The 20229-nt window shown below is 43.7% G+C and carries 17 protein-coding genes; 6 read left to right on the top strand and 11 right to left on the bottom strand.

Annotation, left to right across the window (positions count from 1 at the left end):
• The first annotated feature begins 210 nt into the window (after positions 1-210).
• Both QOR60_RS01995 and QOR60_RS01990 read left to right on the top strand, forming a co-directional pair.
• Positions 211-645, top strand: coding sequence for a type II toxin-antitoxin system HicB family antitoxin (locus tag QOR60_RS01995; RefSeq protein WP_283581685.1), 435 nt, complete (start codon positions 211-213; stop codon positions 643-645).
• A gap of 112 nt (positions 646-757) precedes the next feature.
• Entirely contained in the window at positions 758-937 is a 180-nt protein-coding gene (locus QOR60_RS01990; RefSeq protein WP_283581684.1) for a hypothetical protein, read from the top strand.
• A gap of 59 nt (positions 938-996) precedes the next feature.
• Here QOR60_RS01990 and QOR60_RS01985 read toward each other — a convergent pair whose 3' ends face one another.
• Complete coding sequence (locus QOR60_RS01985; RefSeq protein WP_283581683.1) at positions 997-1260, bottom strand: hypothetical protein; 264 nt, start codon at positions 1258-1260, stop codon at positions 997-999.
• A 34-nt stretch (positions 1261-1294) separates the two neighbouring features.
• Positions 1295-2173, bottom strand: a complete 879-nt coding sequence (locus QOR60_RS01980) for a restriction endonuclease (RefSeq protein WP_283581682.1) — start codon at positions 2171-2173, stop codon at positions 1295-1297.
• Between the two features lie 79 nt (positions 2174-2252).
• On the opposite strand from QOR60_RS01980, the gene QOR60_RS01975 reads away from it, so the two are divergent.
• Positions 2253-3416, top strand: coding sequence for a restriction endonuclease subunit S (locus QOR60_RS01975; protein ID WP_326520557.1), 1164 nt, complete (start codon positions 2253-2255; stop codon positions 3414-3416).
• Between the two features lie 64 nt (positions 3417-3480).
• The gene (locus QOR60_RS01970) at positions 3481-4404 is read left to right on the top strand and encodes a site-specific integrase (protein WP_283581681.1); all 924 of its coding nucleotides are present in this window, start codon (positions 3481-3483) and stop codon (positions 4402-4404) included.
• A gap of 34 nt (positions 4405-4438) precedes the next feature.
• Here the strand turns inward: QOR60_RS01970 and QOR60_RS01965 are convergent, their stop codons facing one another.
• The 4 genes from QOR60_RS01965 to QOR60_RS01950 form a co-directional block, all read right to left on the bottom strand.
• On the bottom strand, positions 4439-5656 hold the full coding sequence (locus QOR60_RS01965; RefSeq protein WP_283581680.1) for a restriction endonuclease subunit S: 1218 nt from the start codon (positions 5654-5656) through the stop codon (positions 4439-4441).
• A complete protein-coding gene (locus tag QOR60_RS01960; protein ID WP_283581679.1) occupies positions 5656-7257 on the bottom strand; it encodes a type I restriction-modification system subunit M in 1602 nt (533 codons plus the stop codon). The genes QOR60_RS01965 and QOR60_RS01960 overlap by 1 nt, the downstream gene beginning before the upstream one ends.
• Positions 7258-7290: 33 nt before the next feature.
• On the bottom strand, positions 7291-10146 hold the full coding sequence (locus QOR60_RS01955; protein ID WP_283581678.1) for a type I restriction endonuclease subunit R: 2856 nt from the start codon (positions 10144-10146) through the stop codon (positions 7291-7293).
• A gap of 1029 nt (positions 10147-11175) precedes the next feature.
• On the bottom strand, positions 11176-12474 hold the full coding sequence (locus QOR60_RS01950; RefSeq protein WP_283581677.1) for an anaerobic C4-dicarboxylate transporter family protein: 1299 nt from the start codon (positions 12472-12474) through the stop codon (positions 11176-11178).
• Between the two features lie 308 nt (positions 12475-12782).
• Here QOR60_RS01950 and QOR60_RS01945 point away from each other — a divergent pair, with 308 nt between their 5' ends.
• Entirely contained in the window at positions 12783-13418 is a 636-nt protein-coding gene (locus tag QOR60_RS01945; RefSeq protein ID WP_283581676.1) for an FMN-dependent NADH-azoreductase, read from the top strand.
• A 2-nt stretch (positions 13419-13420) separates the two neighbouring features.
• Positions 13421-13897: a MarR family winged helix-turn-helix transcriptional regulator gene (locus QOR60_RS01940; RefSeq protein ID WP_283581675.1), complete on the top strand. Its 477-nt coding sequence runs from the start codon at positions 13421-13423 to the stop codon at positions 13895-13897.
• A 69-nt stretch (positions 13898-13966) separates the two neighbouring features.
• On the opposite strand, the gene QOR60_RS01935 is transcribed toward QOR60_RS01940, so the two are convergent.
• The 5 genes from QOR60_RS01935 to QOR60_RS01915 form a co-directional block, all read right to left on the bottom strand.
• On the bottom strand, positions 13967-16429 hold the full coding sequence (locus QOR60_RS01935; RefSeq protein WP_283581674.1) for a glycoside hydrolase family 3 protein: 2463 nt from the start codon (positions 16427-16429) through the stop codon (positions 13967-13969).
• Between the two features lie 15 nt (positions 16430-16444).
• On the bottom strand, positions 16445-17506 hold the full coding sequence (locus QOR60_RS01930) for a serine hydrolase domain-containing protein (RefSeq protein WP_283581673.1): 1062 nt from the start codon (positions 17504-17506) through the stop codon (positions 16445-16447).
• A 12-nt stretch (positions 17507-17518) separates the two neighbouring features.
• On the bottom strand, positions 17519-18226 hold the full coding sequence (locus QOR60_RS01925; protein WP_283581672.1) for a DnaD domain protein: 708 nt from the start codon (positions 18224-18226) through the stop codon (positions 17519-17521).
• Between the two features lie 83 nt (positions 18227-18309).
• A complete protein-coding gene (gene asnS, locus QOR60_RS01920; protein WP_283581671.1) occupies positions 18310-19611 on the bottom strand; it encodes an asparagine--tRNA ligase in 1302 nt (433 codons plus the stop codon).
• A 93-nt stretch (positions 19612-19704) separates the two neighbouring features.
• Positions 19705-20214 (bottom strand): cell wall elongation regulator TseB-like domain-containing protein, encoded by a 510-nt coding sequence (locus tag QOR60_RS01915; protein WP_283581670.1) that lies wholly within the window; start codon positions 20212-20214, stop codon positions 19705-19707.
• Positions 20215-20229: the final 15 nt, after the last annotated feature.

The raw sequence follows: 20229 nt of genomic DNA, 5'->3' as shown, positions 1-20229 counted from the left end.
TATGTCCGATTACATCGTACGGTAATAATTTTCGTGGTTATCTCCCGCTAACTGATTATGACGTTCATGGACGAATCAACACTACTCAGTTACACAGCTATTCATTAAAACGATTAACCTCAGTTGAACCGGTTGATCATTTACGAATGACCGATTTATTGATGGTTATGCAAATGCTGCATTTCATCTTTAAGATCGAGGAATAAACGTTTGACAGAAGAATGTCAGCAGAAAGGAGTCTTCCCTTTAGATATTGTTACGTACCCGATTATCGTTGAAGAATTTCATGACGACGGTCACTACTACGTTGCTACATCACCAAACATTAAAGGTATGGTCACGCAGGGAAACACAATGTTGGAACTGGCGCAAAACGCACAGGACGCCATTGCCGGGTGGATCAACGCCCAGCACCCCTACCCGCCAGTCCAGGATCCCAGCAACTGGCAGCTAACCGCCCACCAGCAAATCATGTGGATTATGATGGACATGGATGCATGGTGCAAAACGATTGCAAAGAACAACACGCCCCAAGCAATGGATGACGCCGTAAAAGCGATGATTAACACCATCGGAAAAGAAAATGTCCGTGATGCAACAACCGACGAAGAGCTGGCTAAATTCATTGCAGAAGGAGAAGACTAGGAAAAATAAGTATAAACTTGTCCCTATCCAGAGAACTTTTTGCATTTTTACAACAACGTGCTAGAATAAACTCCAACTGGAACACCGAAACACTTAGAAAGGAGTAACGACAATGGATGCATTTAATAACTTTATCAATCAGTTTCCTGAATATAACCCTGCTGATCTCGCTGCCCTTTCTACAAATCCCAGCGAGAATCGTGATACCGAAAAACTCGAAAAAGAAAGCCTTAAAGAAGTTCTGAACAATCCCGCCGTGCAAGGAGCACTCAAGCTACTTGCTGATAAATAACGCGGGTTATTCGAATCGTTTTAAAGCGTCTCTTCTTCGGAAAGGGGCGCTTTTATAAACTATCGTTCTTTCTCTGTGTCCACCGTCACCGCAATAACCTGATCGCCAGAACTAGCGGTGATTTGTCCCCACGGCTTCTTCGGCTCAGAAATTGGACTGTGTGTATCCTCCTGCACCAACAAGTAACCTGCGAGGGCATCGTGCGCTTCCTTCTGCGCATCTGTCATATTCTCACCGTACGTGGCAATGCCTAATTCTGGGAAAGTAACCTCAACCTGACCTTCGGCGTTAGGGTGGAAAACAGCGTAGTACGTGTATTTCATTGCAAATTTCCCTCCTCGTAATACGGATTACTCTTTACTCAAGGAAAAAATCATCTAACTCATAAGTAGTTACAGGATGAACATAAAGCCTATACTTAGCTACTAAATCAACTAATTGCTCCCCATCAATTAACGTAATCACATGCGTCCCCCGTCGCGCCGCTTCGACTGCACTCCGTGTAAACGAAGAAGTGGTTATAAAAATTCCGTACTCTGCCCGGAATTTGTCCATTGCCCCACGGAACTTATCAATCTCAGGAGAAGAAACAGAGTTATTCTTTCCCCATTTCTTGGCTTGTAAAGCAACCCTTGTTGTCCTTAAATCATCACTTGTTAAATAACCATAGCCGTCAATTCCGCCATCCCCAACTGGTGACATTCCTAATTTTTCATCAATCTCAATATTCAGTTGTTGCATCAACGCCCGACAAAAAAGTTCAAATTTCTGTGGGGATAAATTATTTAAAGCATTTAACAGACGTAACCGCCACGATTCCTCCTCTGATGAATTTTCTTCAAACTCATCACTTGAATTATGTTTTTCCTTTTTATCCCAATATGGTCGTGAAACTTCGTAAACTTTCTCAGCAAACCCATTCTTTTCGCCTTGAAAAGTACGCCCTTTTTCCGCAAGCTGAATAAAACCGCGCTGAGGCCGTGTAATATATCCAGCAAGCTCAAGATTCTTGAGTGCAAAATTAAACGGAAAATTAAATGGACAGTATAGATTCCCCTTCTTGGAAACCTTTCTCTCATTCAAAACATCTTCATCAATTGAATCCGTTCGTATTACAACTGCCCGACGTAATGCTTGAGTCGAGGATTTGCCACCTAACTGTTGGAGTACTTTAACAATAGGATACATTAAAAATGCTTCCTGGTCGCTTCGCCTCATTTCGGAAAAATTAATCATTGCTTATCTCCTTGATTACCTTCAATTTAAACCAACTACCATACCTAGTATCATCAATTAAAATCGTTTTTTCAATTCAATCATTCAAGATTACACAAGATATCTTACACTCTCCTTCTACGCTTGGGAGCAGCGTAAGTTAGGAAAGGTAATTGAAAGAAAGACACAAAAGAGAGAATCTAGTGATTTACCTTACATCGAATATGCAGACATTATTCCAAATATAGGAAGATTAAATAAAGATATTTTTTCTAGAAAAAATACTAAACAAGGTATATATTTTCAAAAAAATGATATTCTTTTTGGAAAATTACGTCCATATTTAAATAATTGGTTAAAACCTCAATTTAAAGGGATAGCTGTTGGCGATTTTTGGGTTTTTAATGGTATTAAACTGAATAATGATTTTCTATATTATTATATTCAAACCAAGAAATTTAGTGATGTAGCTAATGCAACTACTGGGACCAAAATGCCTAGATCTGATTGGAAATTAGTATCTAACTTGAAAATTAAATTTCCAAGTTTTGAAGAACAACAAAATATCGGAAAGTTACTTTATTCTTTAGAAAAGCTAATCACTTTATATGAACGAAAATTTAAGCTACTTTCACAAGTAAAAAAGTATTTTTTAAACAATCTATTTACAAAAAAAGAATATCCTAACTTGAGATTCAAAGGATATGAAGATACATGGTTGAAAAGTAAATTTTCTAAATTCCTTAGTATTCCAGAGAAAGTAAAAGTGACTATTGATTCCCCTTCAAGAATTTTGACTGTAAAGTTAAATTTAGGTGGCGTTCAAAAAGGAGCTAATAGAACTACTTTAAAACTAAATTCAACAACCTACTATTTAAGAAAAGCGGGTCAATTAATATATGGAAAGCAAAATTTATTTAATGGTTCTCTAGCAATTATTCCTTCACAATTTGAAGGATATGTTACTTCCGGAGATGTTCCTAGCTTGAATATAAATAACATTAACAAGCAATTTTTATATTATTATATTGCTCGTAGATCCTTTTATAAGAAGACAGAGGCTTATTCTTCAGGAACAGGATCAAAACGGATACATGAAAAAACTTTTTTAAGTTTCAATATTGTTTATCCAGAAAATTTAAAAGAACAAGAAAAGATAAGTAGGCTTATTAGTTCAATTAATAGCAATATTAAATTGTATTGCAGCAAGAAGAATAAATTGACGGCAATCAAAAAGAAGCTCCTAAACACCATGTTCATCTAACAACCTAACCTCCTCATAATAAAAATTGGCTTTTGCCAAAAATTTATTATGGGAGGTTTTTCTTATGCCAAGAAGAACAAAATCACAATACTTACATGAATACTTTAAGTCATGGGTAAAACTTTATAAGGTCGGTGCGATTCGCGATGTAACCCTTCAAAAATATTGGGTAACCTATCGTAAAATCAAAGGACTTGCGCCTACTTTGATGATGAAAGATTTAAATCGTCAAACATATCAAAAACTGCTTAATGACTATGCTGTTAATCATGAACGCCAAACAGTAATGGATTTTCATCATCAGGTTAAAGCTGCAATCTTAGATGCTTATGATGATGGAATTATCAAACATGATCCTACCCGACGTGCAATCATTAAGGGGAAAGATCCAAAGAAAAAGAAAACCAAATTTTTAAGTGAATTTGAATTGAAATTGCTAATCAAAGAGCTTGATTTAGGAGATAAACCATCAATTGATTGGTTGGTTCTGCTGATTGCAAAAACAGGTCTTCGATTTGCCGAAGCCCTTGGCGTAACTCCAAATGACTTTGATTTTGAAGAACAAAACTTATCAGTAACTAAGACTTGGAATTACAAGGATAAGAACGGTGGGTTTCAACCAACTAAAAATAAATCTTCAGTCCGAAAAATTCAACTGGACTGGAAATTATGTATGCAATTTAGTGGTTTGATTAGAAACCTACCTGCGGATAAGCCAATTTTTGTAACTAAAAGAATATACAATTCAACAGTCAACTTCTTTCTTGAAAAGAAATGCAAACATGCGGGAATTCCTGTAATTTCAGTTCATGGATTGCGGCACACGCATGCTTCACTTCTTTTGTATGCCGGAGTTTCAACTGCAAGTGTTGCTAAGCGATTAGGTCATGCAGATATGACAACTACTCAAAGCACATACATTCACATCATTGAGGAGCTTGAAAATCAAGATAACGATAAAATTATGCGTCATTTAGCTGCATTGTAAAAAATAACACCTCGCCATTTTGACGAGGTGTTTGTTAGATGAACATGGTGTTTAGAAGAGTCTTTTTAATTTCAGTAAGGTGTTGTTGTTTGTTTTCATATAAGGTGAGAAGATTATTTAATATATTAAATAATTTTTCAATCTTCTCTTGTTCATTTTCCTCAGGCATTTTAATTTTTTGATTACCAATAATTGAACTGTTTAAATTTATTTGCGCTCCAGGTTGTCCATATTTTAACCATATATTTTGATTCTTATTAAACCATTCGAACATAAAATCTAAATTAAATTTATAATCCAAAAACGCTACGAAACCATCATGGATTGCCGTTGGAATATAGTTTATACAAGGCTTACCAACGGTTGCAGCAATACTAATTATTAAATGAGGACTGGAAATTAAAACTGTCTTTTCTTCGCCAATAGAAGACAAATGCTGATCTATTTGAAAAACTTGTCCGTTTTGAGAAGTAACATCTGAAATTCTTAACCATCCATATTTTCCATTTTCATCAAACCACTTAGGATCAGAAATAGGACGAGGGCTCGCACCTCTCTTAATATTTCCTAATTCCTTTAACTTTCGCTGCTCCCACGCATCAGTGAATCCTTTAAATCTCAGGTTAGGATATTCTTTTTCTGCAAATAAATTGTCTAAAAAATACTTTTTTATCTGTGAAAGTAGTTTAAGTTTTCGTTCATATAAGGCGAGAAGATTTGAAACAAGATTTAGAATAATACCTACTTTATTTTGCTCAGTATTAGTAGGAACTAAAATACTTTGCTTAAAAAAATCAGAATAGACAAGTTCATTCATCATTGTTCCACGCTTGGTAGAATGAATAAGTATATTTCTCATCACTTTTTCTGAATGTATATAATATTTCCAAAAAAATATATTTATTTTATCAATTGGTCTTATCGCAGCGAATCTAGGAGAAATAATACCGTCGTCCAAATCATTTAGTACAAATCTTCCAAATTTAAATTTTTTATTGGAATGTCCTTCAAAAGCAACATCACCTTTTCTTAATACTTTATATCCATCTAATTTCTTTGCACCATTGCCTTGGGGATTATATTTCATTGTGGCAATAGATATAGTTTTAGAATCATTAAATTCAAGATTTTTATTTCTTTCATTTAGTTTTTCAAATATATTTCCTAACTTACGCTGCTCCCAATCATCAGTAAATCCCTTAAAACGAAGGATTGGCGTCTTTCTTTGCCCTTCTTTATCGGCTTTTGTCATTATTTAAACGCCTCCTTAATCGCCTCAATGATGTCTTTTGACTCATCAGTTACTTGCAATTCGTCAACCATTGATAAGAACTCACTTTCAGTTTCTTTAATCTTTTTGTTAATATCTTGAAGTTCTTGAGACACTTTCTTAATATCAACGGGAGGTTCTTCTTCAAACGTATCTACATAACGTGGAATGTTGAGGTTAAAGTCATTTTCCTGAATTTCATCAAAATCTGCATCATGAGCATACTTCTCAGCATCCTTTCGCTCAGAATACGTTTTGACAATCTTATCGATATTTTCGTCTGTTAAGATGTTTTGGTTCTTACCCTTTTCAAATTCTTTTGAAGCGTCAATGAAGAAAATATCCTTATTCGTCCGGTTCTTCTTAAAGACTAAGACAACCGTTGGAATTGATGTTCCATAGAATAAGTTAGCTGGCAACCCAATAACCGCATCCAAAACATTATCTTGCTCAATCATGTACTTCCGGATTACACCTTCTGCTGCTCCCCGGAATAAAACCCCATGAGGCAATACGACTGCCATTGTTCCATCATCTTTTAAGTGATAAAGCATGTGTTCGACAAAGGCAAAATCCGCCTTTGACTTTGGTGATGTCTTTCCGTACTTCTTAAAACGCGGATCGTCTAATTTATCAGTTGTATCCCATTTAGCAGAATATGGTGGGTTAGCAACTACTGCATCTGCCTTTAAATCAGGTAACATATCATGTTCTAACGTGTCGCCTAATCTAAAATCAAAGTTACGATAATTGATTCCGTGCATGATCATGTTCATTCGTGCCAAGTTGTATGTCGTACGGTTTAATTCTTGACCGAAAAAATTCCCAACGTGTTCCTTTCCAACGGCATTCCCAACTTGAAGCAATAATGATCCTGACCCCATTGTTGGGTCGTAAACTTTAGGTAATTCATTCTTCCCAAGAGTAACAATTCGAGCTAACAACTTTGAAACTTGTTGCGGAGTATAGAATTCACCCGCTTTTTTACCAGCGTTAGCAGCGAATTGGCCAATTAAGTATTCGTAGGCATCCCCTAAAACATCAATTTCAAGATCTTCTTGTTCAAACGGAATATCAGAAAGTTGAAGCAAAATCTTTGAGACAAGATTTCCGCGATCTGCAACGGTTAATCCTAAACTTGGTGATTGTAGGTTCAAATCCGCAAATAAACCTACAAAGTCTCCTTCTGATTCCGCACCAACCGTTGAATTTTCAACCGCATTAATTGCCTTTTGAAGCTCTTCAATATCAAATTCACCAGCATTGATTTTCTTAATAAAGTTCGAGAAAAGATATTCGGGTTCAATCAAATATCCAATATCCTTAATTAATGCGTCCTTTAATTCACCTTGAAATTCTTCATCTTCCCAAGCTTCTTCGTATGAGATCCCATCATTTTTCAAAAGTTTATTTACGTAATTTTCAACTTTATTTGAAAGGAAACGATAAAAGATGAATCCTAAAATATAGTTTTTAAATTCGCTTGGATCCATATTTCCCCGAAGGTCATTCGCGATTGCCCATAACCGCTTTTGAATTTCGGCTTGTTGTTGCTTTTGAATATCATGTATTTCTTCCGTCATTTATTGAGTATCCTCTCTAATCTACTTTAAATTTTAAATCGTATACTTTTTACTTGTTTCCTTAACAAAATTAATCGTCCTCCTTACGACTTTTCGGCTCTGTAAAAAGCCATATCCTAAGTCGTTTAATTCAGTCGTTAATTTTTCTGAATCGATTCCGCCACTACGCTTGTACTCGTTAAACATTTCGTCAATCTGGCTCTCGGATAATTTTGTCTCCTTAGAGAAACCATCAACCGCTTTTTCGCGTTCTTTAGCAAGAAACTCATTTAACGAATTGCCAATATTATCATTCGGTCCCAAAATTGGAATAACATCTTCAAGGAACTTCCGGATTAAAGCTGCTTTCAAGCGTAAACCATCCGTATTAGCAGTGTTTTCCATCGCTTTTTTTATCACTTCAACATCTTTGGCTTGTTGCTCTTTTGAAGTTAAGTCAATTGACTGAATAAGATTCAAAATATAGCGAACATCAATTTGATCCACAGCTAACAAAGAAAGTTCAAAGTCGATATCATCGATAATTGATTCTTTATCCCCTTGTTCCCTTTTAAACTCATCTTTTACATCGAGATACTTGCCTTGGAAGCGTTGGAACGTCCCTTCATCAATTACATCGCTAATCTTATTCCAATCAAACTCTTCATAAAACCGCAGTTGATTTTGCTTTCGAAAGACATCCCGTGCTAATTCAATAAACTTCTTGACTGCTTCGTCGCCCTGATCATATAAGCCATCAACATCTTCAGGTTTAGCAACATAGTTCTTCAATGCTAATACCGCCTGCTTAAATCGTTCCAAAACATTTTCGTAAGGTTCAACTAAGAAACTGCCCATATCTCCTGCTGAGAATAATTGAACAGCATTATCCGTTGCCTTCTTCAGATTACGATATGAAATAATGTTTCCGAAAGGTTTAGTATCTTTTTCAACCCGGTTAGTCCGTGAATATGCTTGAACCAAACCATGCCACTGAAGCTTCTTATCAACGTAAAGCATTGAAAGACGCTTTGAGTCAAATCCAGTTAAGAACATGTTAACAACGATCAAAATATCAATATTTTGTTTTGGGGTGTCTTTTTGGTGGTTAACCATCCGATTAGTAACATCGGCAAAATAATCATCAAAATTACTCGTATCAAAATTCGTACCAAATAGTCCATTATAATCTTTAATTACGTTGTCTAAACCATGACGTGAAGTTGAATTTTCAGAATTTTGATTGGCTTCATTTGAGTCTTCGTTTGCTTGCCACGTAAAGATTGTCGTCACGTTAATTGGATCATCCATCTTATCAATATATTCTTTAAATAATGCATAATACTTCAGCGCCATTTCAGTACTCGAAACCGTGAAAATTGCATTATACATTCCATTTCCAGAAAGCTTTCGATGATTCAATAAAATGTGTTCGACAACTCTCCGCATCCGCTCTTCGGTCTCAAAGACTTCTTGGGTGTCAATACCTTCAACCTTTTCATCTCCATAATCAATACCCTTATCCTTAAACGTCGCTATATATTGGACATTAAAAGGCAAAACATTCTTATCTCGAATTGCATCTTTGATTAGATACTTATGCAAACATTCGTCATAAAGATTTTCAGTCGTCCGTTTATTCTGACCCATATTTTCTTCAAAAATCGGGGTCCCCGTAAATCCGAAGTGTTGTGCATTTTTAAACCACTTGTTAACCGCGATCCGCATTTCTCCAAACTGTGTACGGTGACATTCATCTTCAATAAAGACCACATGTTTGTCATGGAATTGCTCAAGTTCCCGACTGTGTTGTTCGTTTTTGATTGCATTGCTCATTTTTTGAATCGTCGTAACAATTAATTTACTATCATTTGAGTTCAACTGCTTAACTAATTTAAATGAGCTATCCGTCATATCAATCTGGTTAGCGTCTGATAAATATGAGTTAAAGTTCTTGATACTTTGGGTATCTAAATCACGCCGATCGATCATAAAGATAACCTTTTCAATGCTTTCCTGTTGTGACATTAATTGGGCAGCCTTAAATGAAGTGATTGTCTTTCCTGAACCAGTCGTATGCCAAACAAACCCGTTCTTTTCTGGGTGATTAAGGGCCTGTTCAAGAATGGCTTCAGTTGCATAAACCTGATATGGCCGCATAACTAACATGCTTTTGTGGGCATTATCAAAGATTGTGTAACGTGCAATCATGCTATGTAAACGCTGCGGATTCAAAAATGACGCTGAAAACTCATCAATCTCATTAATCCATTTATTCTTTTCATTAGTCCAAACAAACATAAAATTCGAGTTAAAATTTCCCACTTCCTGATTTGAGAAGTAACGGGTGTCAACTCCATTTGAAATCACAAAAAGTTGGACATACTTAAATAAATTATTCTTCATCGCCTCTTCACGATAGCGAATAATTTGGTTAAAAGCCTGACTCAATTCAACATTACGCCGCTTCAATTCAATTTGAACTAGCGGTAATCCATTAATTAACAGCGTGACGTCGTATCGATTTTTATATCTCGATTCGTTTTTAATCTGATGAGCAACTTCGAAATCATTATTTTGATAATTTTTAGCGTCAAAAAACGTCAAGTAAACATTTTCACCATTATCACGAGTAATATTGATTTTCCCATAAGGTTGCAATTCAGAGCCACGCAATAGTTTTCCAGTCTCAAAAATAGAACGTGTCCCAATCATTTCATTCTTAACCCGCTCAAATTCCTTATTCGAAAGTTTTTGATCCTTTAGGTTATCTGCGTTAATCTGGTTTAATTTTTGCCGAAAGTGATCTTCTAATGAATCAATATCATCAATTTTAACCTGTTCATAGCCTAACCCAACTAACTGTTGAATCAAATTCTCCTCAAGTTGTGCCTCTGATTCGTAATCCATATTCTCAACCCCGATATAATCGCTTACTATAAACGAAAAGACTTAACTGTTGTCATTGTATCAGAGTTAATAGAGTCAATGAAATACGAAATATTTTATGATTATGGAGTTTGTTATAAAAAATCCTGAAGAAATAGTTCGCATAATTCAGATCTACCATTGGTCTTGTCGATATGAAATATCGAGCCACGTTAACGACGAATAATAACCTTTGAAATTATGATCAACTCATTTACTGAATTATGTTAATTGAGAGTGCTAAAATACAAAAAACGCCGCCTAAAAATAGGCGACGCATTCTCTTCATCAACAGAACAGGACTTGACAAAAAACCGTTTATTTATCAATGAAAAGGTTCTTCCGCTCTTGTTTTAGCCGATATGCTAAATCGTAAAAATCTAATTCCTTTTTTAGTTTATAAAGACATGGAGCAACAAAAAGAGCCATCAAAAATATGAATATAAGTGTTATTAGCGAGTGTTTAGTTATTTGAGTACCTAAACACGCTATAGTCGCGACTATAGCTTCCAACATAAGAACATTAAATCTCCATTTCATACAAACTAATCTAAAATATTGATTTGATGAATCCACATTATTTTTGTTGCTACAACCACAAATTAAATTAAAAAATAAGGATAAGAATGCTGCACAATAAAAAATGTTCATCAATGAAATAGGATTAAATAACCCAGTAGTAATATACCCAATAGCTCCATCGTAACTTGTTACAGGTTTACCATCTAATATGGATATAAGAATAGCGAATGCAACAATAGACAACAACATATTCTTTATAGTTTTAACTAAGCCGATAGAACCCTCACCGCATACAAAATATTCTGGTTTACATATGAGAAAAAAGTCAACAAAACAAAGAAGAAAAATGCTACTCCTACTATATTCCTATTGAAAAAGCGCCAATAGTCAAACAAAACGAACAACGTCAATATGCCTTGGATAATAAATAGCTTATTAATATATTTCTTTTCGCTTTTCATAAGATTACTTCTTTTGAACAATTAAAACCTACACCGGCATCACATGAATCATAATCAAACCGATTACCATCGATACCAGCAACGTAAAGATTCCCGGCACAATAAAGCCGTACTTGGTGGTGCCGCCCGTTTCGTCGATGTCCGCCGCAAACAGCATCGGTGGCTGGGCCGGAATGACGAACACGAAGTTCAGCGCCTGGACCGTTGCCAGCAAGAACAGCGGCGTGATTCCGAGGCTCAGCGCAATCGGGAAGATGACTGCGACCGTGGCCGACTGCGACATGATGAGCATCGATGCCAACATAATCAGCGGCACCACAATCCACGTGTTGTGCGTGACGATTGAGCCGACCAGCTGCTTTAACAGCACCAGGTTGTGCGGATTATCAAAGAGCGTGGAGCCCAACCAGCCTGGTCCAAGGACTGCAAGCAAGCCGCCGAACGCGGAGGACCCGATCTTTGTAGCGAAGACCTTGCCCGGGTTAATCTTGCAGAAGGCCATGTTGATGCCCGCCGTAGCAAACAGCAGCAACATTACCATCAGGTCGTTTGGGACGGCCGTCATCTTGCCGTGCAGGAGCATCCGCGGGGCAATCTCCGGGAAGATCCCAAACAGTAAGACGAGCGCGATTCCCAGAATGAACACCAGCGTTGCCAGCTTGGTCGTCACAGAGAAGTGCTGCTCCCCTTGTTCGGCATCCTTAGCCTGGTACTGCCGCATGAACTTCTTATCGCTTGTCTTGAACTTCTTAAGCGTCATGAACGTGCTCAGTAACAGCGTTGTTAATATGGCCGTTGGGAGCACGATCAGTAAGTATTTCCGCATCGTAATCGCGTGGTTGGCGAACAACGACAGCATGTACGCCACCGCCGCTGCGGCCGGGGAACACAGCAGTGCCGTATTGGCCGTTAGCGCCGTCGCCTTCAAAGGCCGCTCTGGCCGAATGCCAGCCTTTACCGCCGTGTCCGCAATAATTGGTTCCAGTGACAGGGCGATGTTGGACGTCCCCACCCCGAACACGAACAGGAACGTGACGAGCGGAGCCACGTATGTAATCAACTTCGGGTACTTCCGGATTACCCGTGCTGCCAGTGATACGAGGTAATCAATCCCACCGGCGAGCTCCAGTACCCCACCAGCGATCCCGATGGCGAGGATAATGTAGACCGCCGCCAGCGGAACCTTACCTGGTGCCAGGTGAAACAGGAAGACCATTACTAATTCACCGAGTAAGGCGAAGACCCCACAACCGACGGCGCCGCCAACCTTTAACCCGATTACCAGCAGCAGAACCATGATAAAGACCTGCAGCAAAAAGACAACCATTGTTCAAATTCACTCCTATGGGTTAAGCTAAGCAACCCGTTTTTATTTGCACGGAAAATTATACCGCTAAATTCGCCGGGTGACGATCATTTTTGTGAAGCTTTTTCACATGAACGGGCAGCGCGCATTATTTTATCCGAATGTTCGGGCAATGACACCCACCTCCCTCCAAGAATATTTGCCAATGAGAGGTATTTCCCTATTCACCCTAATCTTTCTGCATACCACCCGTTTTCATTTTTGTTGACAAGCAACAAAAATCATTGTATGCTTGCCACAACGCAGATAATTAATTGGAGGAGTTTAATATGACTAAGTTACTTGTTGTTAAGGCCCACCCCCACGTGGAGCCGAGTTTATCATTGAGCGTCGGGGATGCCTTTATTGAAGCCTACCGGGAAAGTCACCCAGATGATGACGTCGTTATTCGCGACCTGTACGACACAACCGTTCCGCCACTCAACGACACCACAATGAGTGCCTGGAAGCACCAGAAGGCCGGACAGGAATTAACCGCTGAGGAAGCCACCCTCCTCTCCCGCCACAATGAATGGCTTGCCGAATTCATGGCGGCTGATAAGTACGTCTTCATCAACCCGATGTACAACCTTTTCCTGCCAGCTGAGTTAAAGCAGTACATTGACGTGATGGCCGTTCCGCACAAGACGTTTAAGTACACGGACCACGGTCCCGTCGGCTTGATTGGCGACCGCAAAGTAGTCCACATTCAAGCAGCTGGGAGCGTATACCACGGACCAGAAGCAAACCCCATGATGACTAAATTAGACTTTGGGGACGCTTACCTCCGGGGAATCTTCATGCTCTTTGGCGTGAAGGATTTCCAGAGCATCTTTGTCGAGGGGGCTGACCAGGACCCAACCAAGCGCGAAGCAATCATTACGGCAGCAAAGGAACAGGCAGCTCAGCTTGCCCGGAAGTTTTAACCATGGCAAATCAAATTGACCGGTTATCGCTGCTGATTGCCCAACTACGGCACACCCCGCATAACGAGCAGTCCACCGCTAAAAAGTGGATGCAAGCCCACGTCACGGATGATGCCCTTAAAGCCCTCATCCCCAAAATTTCGGTGGTGGCCTACCACTTACTGGATGCCCTGCTCCACCACGGGGAAATGCCGGGGAGTGCCATTGCAACCGAATTGGGAGTAACCCGCGGAGCCGTGACCCGCGCGGCCCGCACGCTCAAACAGCTTGCGTTAATCACGGGAACTAAGCACCCTGATAACCAAAAAAACATTTACTACCAGTTGACGGCATCCGGAAGGCAGCTCGCTGCGCTGCACAATACGATGCGGGAGGAACTCTACCAGCAGTTAGCGGATCACATTCAGGCAACGTATACCCCGGACGAAATTAAACTCATTATCCGCTTTCTGGCTGACATTAAGGACAGTAACCTTTAATGCAAACATAGAGGCCGTGACAAAAATCACAGCCTCTATTGTTGTCTCTATTTCATTAGGTAGTTTTTCCTAGCGGACCCGCAACCGCAACAGTGTTCCTAAAATCATCCGGGCGTTTTCCTGGAGCCAGGCAAGCGTTAACGTCCCTCCTGCCAGCGCCCCCGCAATGCTGTCGTAGTCGTCCGGCGTTCCGGGCATAATCAGGTTTGTTCCGGCAGCCACACACGCCGCGGCGTTCGCAGCCGGATGCTGGTGTACCTGACCATCACTAGCCGTACTAAACCAGTCGGTCATCACCATGCCGTCAAAGCCCCATTCGGCCCGCAAAACGGTGGTGACTAGACTGGATGAGGCGGCCGCATGCTGGCCGTTAACGAGGTTATAGGCCGTCATTACCGCTGCGGGTTTCCCCGCTTTAACGGCAACCTCAAACCCCCGCAGGTAAATCTCCCGGAGCGTCCGTTCACTCATGTTGCTGCTGGAGTACATCCGGTTCGTTTCTTGGTTATTCGCCACAAAGTGCTTAAGGGTAACCCCACAGCCCGGATGATCCTGCACACCCGCAGTAATCCCGGCCGCAATCAACCCGCTCAACAGCGGATCCTCCGAATAGTACTCGAAGTTGCGGCCATCCAGTGGCGACCGCTGGATGTTTAAAGCGGGCGCCAGCCATAAATGAACCCCAAGCCGGGTCATTTCATCCCCAACAATATCGCCGTACTGCCGGGCAATTGCCGGGTTCCACGTTTGCGCCACTGCTGTTCCGATTGGCAAAGCGGTCGTCCACTGGTAATACTTTTTCCCCCGACTGGCCGAATGGTGCCGGTGGTCGCCACCAAACGATGGGGTCACCGCCTGGGCATTGCCCTTATTATCAAGCGTATACACCGTGCTCAAACGGAGACCGGCCGGGCCATCCGCCATTACCAACGACGGCACTCCACTGCCACGAAGCTGACTGGTCGTTTGTCCAGCGGCCCCCGCAACCGTTGTCGCTGCGTTCCCCACAAAACCGCTTCCGGCTGGCGAATCATCGTAATTTCCTACTGCTAACTGGCACAGCTGGTCGGCCGATAACCCCGCAATAAAGTCGTCGAGGGTGTGGTTTCCCACCACCACGTCCTCCCAGAACGATTGGGGGGCTGCGGGAAGCTCTTCGGGAGCGACCGGTGGTTCTACCGTTCTGGTCGTAAAGTCCTCCGCCCGCAGGTAGTATTTAGGCAGCCGAATATCATCATGGCGCATGTCGTACTCAAAGGTTTGGTCGGTAACCGTTGCCTGGTGCGCACTACTCAGTGGATGGAGCTGTTCGAGCACCACCATCCGGTCCAGGTAGATGCGGGCGACCGGGTTTGCCGCCGCTGAATTGCCCACGGCCAAAACGTACGGGCCGTTCACCAGCACCTTGGCTGCGCGGGCGCTATCGTACATTGCCAACCGCTCAATCGGCAGGAACAGCGTCACGATGGTCACTTCCCCCGGCGCTAGTTCCGGGGTTTTCATGAAGCCAATGAGGTCTTCGGCCGCCATCTTGTACTCCGTTTCTGGTTTGGTAACGTACGCCTGGATAACCTCTTTTCCGGGGTAAATGCCAATGTTTTTTACGGTCGCCTCCACGGTAATCCCGGCGGGCGCAACGTCCGTTACACGAGCATTAATTTCAAAGTCGGTATAACTTCTTCCATACCCGAACTGGTAGGCCGCTTCTTCCGGGTGCGCCGCAAAGTACCGGTACCCAACGTTAATCCCCTCGGTGTAGTCCGTGTTATCCTGTTCACCAAAATGCTTAACCGGATAGTTCTCCAACGGCGCCCACGTCATTGTCAATTTCCCTGACGGATAACTCTTTCCTAAAAGAACGTCCACTAACGCCGTTCCCGTTGCCATCCCCAACTGACTTGCAAGCAAAATCGTGTGGACATATCCCTGAATCGGGGTCAAATCAACGAACCCCCCAACGTTTAACACCAGGACAAACCGCCGGCTCTGCGCGCTCAGGGTGATAATGTCCCGCACCTCTTCCGGAGTCAGCTGAATGTCCCCCGCAACGTTTTGCCGGTCGTTTGCCTCCCCTGAATTCCGGGTTAAAACGTACACGGTCAAGTCCGCCTCTTCCGGGTAATCCAGCGGAATGTCGTAGTCCTGCGGGGTCGGCATCAACCGCAGCATCACCCCTAAATCGTGCGGTGCCTTCTTTAACGCTGCCTGTTTTTCCGTGCGGAAGGCCGCCTGCCGTTTCCGGTAAACGCGATCATACCGGTCCAACCACTTCTTTGTCAGAACCGTTAGCCCGACCTGCTCACACGCCTCTTCAACGTTCAAAAAATGCCGGACATTCACGTCACCCGAACCGGCACCACCCTTCACGGGATGCCGAACCCCCGCACCGTACAGGGCAATCTTCTTCATAAACTTGACCGGAAGCGTCCCGTCGTGTTCCAACAGCACCATGCTTTCCGGGGCTGCTTGGCGGATCATCGCCGCGTGTTCCCGTTCGTAGTCCTGTTCAACTATGGTCTCGTACCGTTCCATTCCTATTCCCCCGCATTACTCGTAGTTGTACCCAAAGTAAATCTTAAACAGTTTATATCCCAGGGTTTCCATGTGGACAAACGACACGTTAGTGGTAAAAAGCATGAGCGTTTTGTGGTGACGGTAATCGCAATAAAACGTGCAGTCATACCCGTTATTTGCGCCATCTGCGTGAATCAACCCCGGATGGTTGTACACCCCGTCAAAGTACCACGGGCCTCCCTCAATTGCGACCCTCTTGGTAATCATCTTTAAGGGCACCAGCTTGTTGTGTGTCAGGGCCTGAATAAACTGCCAGTAACCCCGGGGCGTACAGTATAATTCCCCCGCTCCAGGGGCTCCTGCCATGGTGCGCTGCAGCCGATTAAAGTTGGCCACCTGGTCAAACCCGTTTAAGCCCGTCGTTGACACGGGAATCGTCGTAACCCGGTGCACGTGGTTATAAAAGGCAAACTGGGTAGATGATAGCCCCGCCCGTTTCAGAACGTTCCGGGTTAAATACTGCTGGTATGGCGTTTTACTAACCTGACTAATAATGCCAGAAAGTAAGCCGTACTCGGCGTTTGAATAGTGCCAAAAGTGGTGCCCGGTAGAATGCAAGTTCCGGAGGGTGAACGCTAACTGCTGATTCTGCGTCGGGAGGACCGCTGCCGGAGCAGGCAGCCGGTCACGAATCCCCGAACTATGGGTGATTAACTGCTGCACCGTAATCTGGTGGGCATACCGCACGTGGGGATAATACCGGCTTAACCGGTCATTGAGGGTAAGTTTGTTTTGCCGAATAAGCTGGGCCAGGGACACCCCCGTCATTACCTTCTGTAAAGAAGCGATCGGGAATAACCGGTCAGCCGTGGCCGCATTCCGCCCCGTCGTGGTTTGAATAACCTTGGGCGCCTGGCCGCGCCCGTTTACAATAACGATTGCCTGCGCATGGCTCTGCTTAAGGGCTCGCCGGATTGACCGAACCTGCGTAGCCGTGGTCTGGGCCTGAATGGCGTTGCTACTCGTCACGATTAACCCAAGGACGAGTAACCCGCCCAGTATCCGTAATCCCCAGTGTCGCCGTGTATGCTGCATTTCATCACCCCGCTACTTTTGATCCGTCCAGTGGTACATCGGAATGGCCGGCTTGGCATGCTTGCCCTGCTTCTTGGCCGGCTGATTTGCTACCTGGTGTGCCCGGCGCTCAGCCCGGTCGCGCTCAACGGCAGCAGGCGTCGTGAGGTTGCGCTTCTCCCAGGCAATCAAAATCCGGTCAATGTATTTCAGGTTGTATACCTGACTCAGGACCGCTTCCTTTAAGGCCAACTCCACCATTGCTGGTGAATAGTGGTCGTTTGTCAGCCACCCGTCAATCATTTCCCCCTCAATCGGCGACAGGGTCCGCCCAAATTCCTTTTCAATCATAGCAAATAAGTCTGCCTTAGTTTGGGTATGGGTAGCCTTGTTTACGGCCTGTTCCTTGTGGGCAAGTAACGTGCTTAACTTCGCGTACAGTGGCGTCATGTCGTACCGCTGCTGACTCCGCCCATCCGCTGCCGGCGCCTCGTCAACCTGGAGAAGCTTCTTTTGAAGGAGCTGGTGCATCAACTCGTACACACGGGAAGATGGTTTGCCCATAATCGTGGCCACCGCATCAATCGACGGAAAATCGTCCCCCTCCTGGTGGTAGCTTAACAACTGGAGAATCAAGACCAGCTCCTCTTCCGTCAGTCCCACTTCATGGTAATGCCGCAAAAGGAGGTTTGAAACACTCATCGTGCCGGCCTGCATGTATTTGACAAAGTTCTGCGTCATCCTGCGCCTCCTGAACGGAACGGGGAGGTCGTGACCAACGTCGCAACCTCCCTCATTCCAATTAATCACGTTCTTAGTTAATTTTACGGGTAAATCCGGTTGAGCATCCGCGGGAACGGAATTGATTCCCGGATGTGACTTTCACCGGTAATCCACGTAATCATCCGCTCTAAGCCGAGCCCAAACCCAGAGTGCGGCACACTCCCGTACCGCCGTAGGTCAAGGTACCACTGGTAATCATCCATGTTTAAGCCCGCCTGCTTAATCTGTTCTTCCAGGTAGTGAACGTCCGTGGCCCGCTCAGACCCCCCGATGATTTCACCGTAACCTTCCGGTGCCAACAGGTCCGCACAAATGACCACGTCATCGCGGGTCGGGTGCGGCTTCATGTAAAACGGCTTGATGGCCTTCGGGTAGTTCAGCACAAAAACCGGCTTGTTGAAGTGCTCTGCCAGGTAGGTTTCTTCCGGTGAACCGAAGTCCACGCCCCACTCTAAGCCGTCAAACTCACCTGATTCCTGCAGTAACTTAATGGCATCGTCGTAGGTGACCCGCGGGTACGGTAACTCGGTGTACCGGCGAAGAACATCCTTGTCCCGCCCAAGAATGGTTAGTGGGTAGTCACAGTGATCAAGCACACTCTGGACCAGGAAGGCAATGTAGCGTTCCTGTAACTCCAGGCTTTCTTCCTGGTGCATAAAGGCCATTTCTGGTTCAACCATCCAGAATTCAATTAGGTGCCGCCGGGTCTTTGATTTCTCGGCCCGGAAAACAGGGCCAAAGGTAAAGACTTTACCGTAAGCCATTGCCCCTGCTTCGGCGTACAGCTGCCCGGACTGGGACAGGTAGGCGTCCCGCCCAAAGTACTCCGTGTGGAACAAATCAGTCGTTCCTTCCGGCGCACTCCCCGTCAGAATTGGGGAGTCCAGCTTCGTAAAGCCTTCCTTGTTAAAGAACTCGTACGTTGCCCGGATAATTTCGTTCCGAATCTTCATGATGGCAAACTGCTTCTGGGACCGCAGCCACAGGTGACGGTGATCCATCAAAAAGTCCGTCCCGTGCTCCTTGGGCGTAATCGGGTAATCCTCACTTTCACCGACAACCTCAATGTCATCGACCGCAATTTCGTAACCAAAGTGGGACCGCTCATCAGCGTGAATTGTCCCCGTAACGTACAGGCTCGTTTCCTGCTTCAAGCCCTTGGCCAGTGCAAACACTTCGGGTGAAACGTTATTCTTCAGCACAACCCCCTGGAAGTATGCTGAACCATCCCGCAACTGCAGGAAGGCAATCTTTCCGCTTGACCGCTTATTAGTTAGCCATGCCCCGATTCGAACCTGTTCATCAACGTGGTCCTTGGCATCAATAATACTAATTGTTTGCACGTAAACTCCTCCATTCTCCGGTTGCTGGCTTGCACCTGCAACCATGTTACTTGTTCCTTAAATTATAGCGTAGACTAGGCACCTTGTCAGTAGCTAAATGCCCTTGTTTTGCTGAATAACCTTTCCCGTCTTAAAGCTTAACAGGACGTAGCACTGCTCGTTCTGTTTATTAAGGTAGGCCACTTCCCACGCTGGTTTGCCCGCGTGCATTCCCAACGTTGTCGCCTGCACCTTCCGCACAGTGTCGTTATTCCGGGCAACCTGGGCAGCCTGCTGAGCAGAAATTCCCGCCCGCTGGGAATAAACGTTCACACTCGCCCCGTTCTTCGGGATAATGACGTACACGTTTTGCCCCTTGTCATTCTGGCCGGCAATGGTGAAGTACGTCTGGTTACGGTTATACCAGTAAAAATGGCTCACCTTATCAACGTGCACGTACTTTTCAGCCATCTGGGTGGCCTCATGCCGCGCCTGAAAATAAGGAAACTGGGCTTTAACAAGGAGCCCAATCCCAGTCAGGCAAACCGCAATGGCCAAGACAACCACCCCGGTGACTAACCGGCGCCAAATAATGTGGTTCTTCCGCGTTAGGTTTCGTTTCATTTTCGTCGTTCCAAT

This window comes from Ligilactobacillus hohenheimensis, from assembly GCF_947381805.1.
In the GTDB taxonomy this organism is placed as follows: domain Bacteria; phylum Bacillota; class Bacilli; order Lactobacillales; family Lactobacillaceae; genus Ligilactobacillus; species Ligilactobacillus hohenheimensis.
This window is presented reverse-complemented; position numbering and strand designations above follow the sequence as displayed.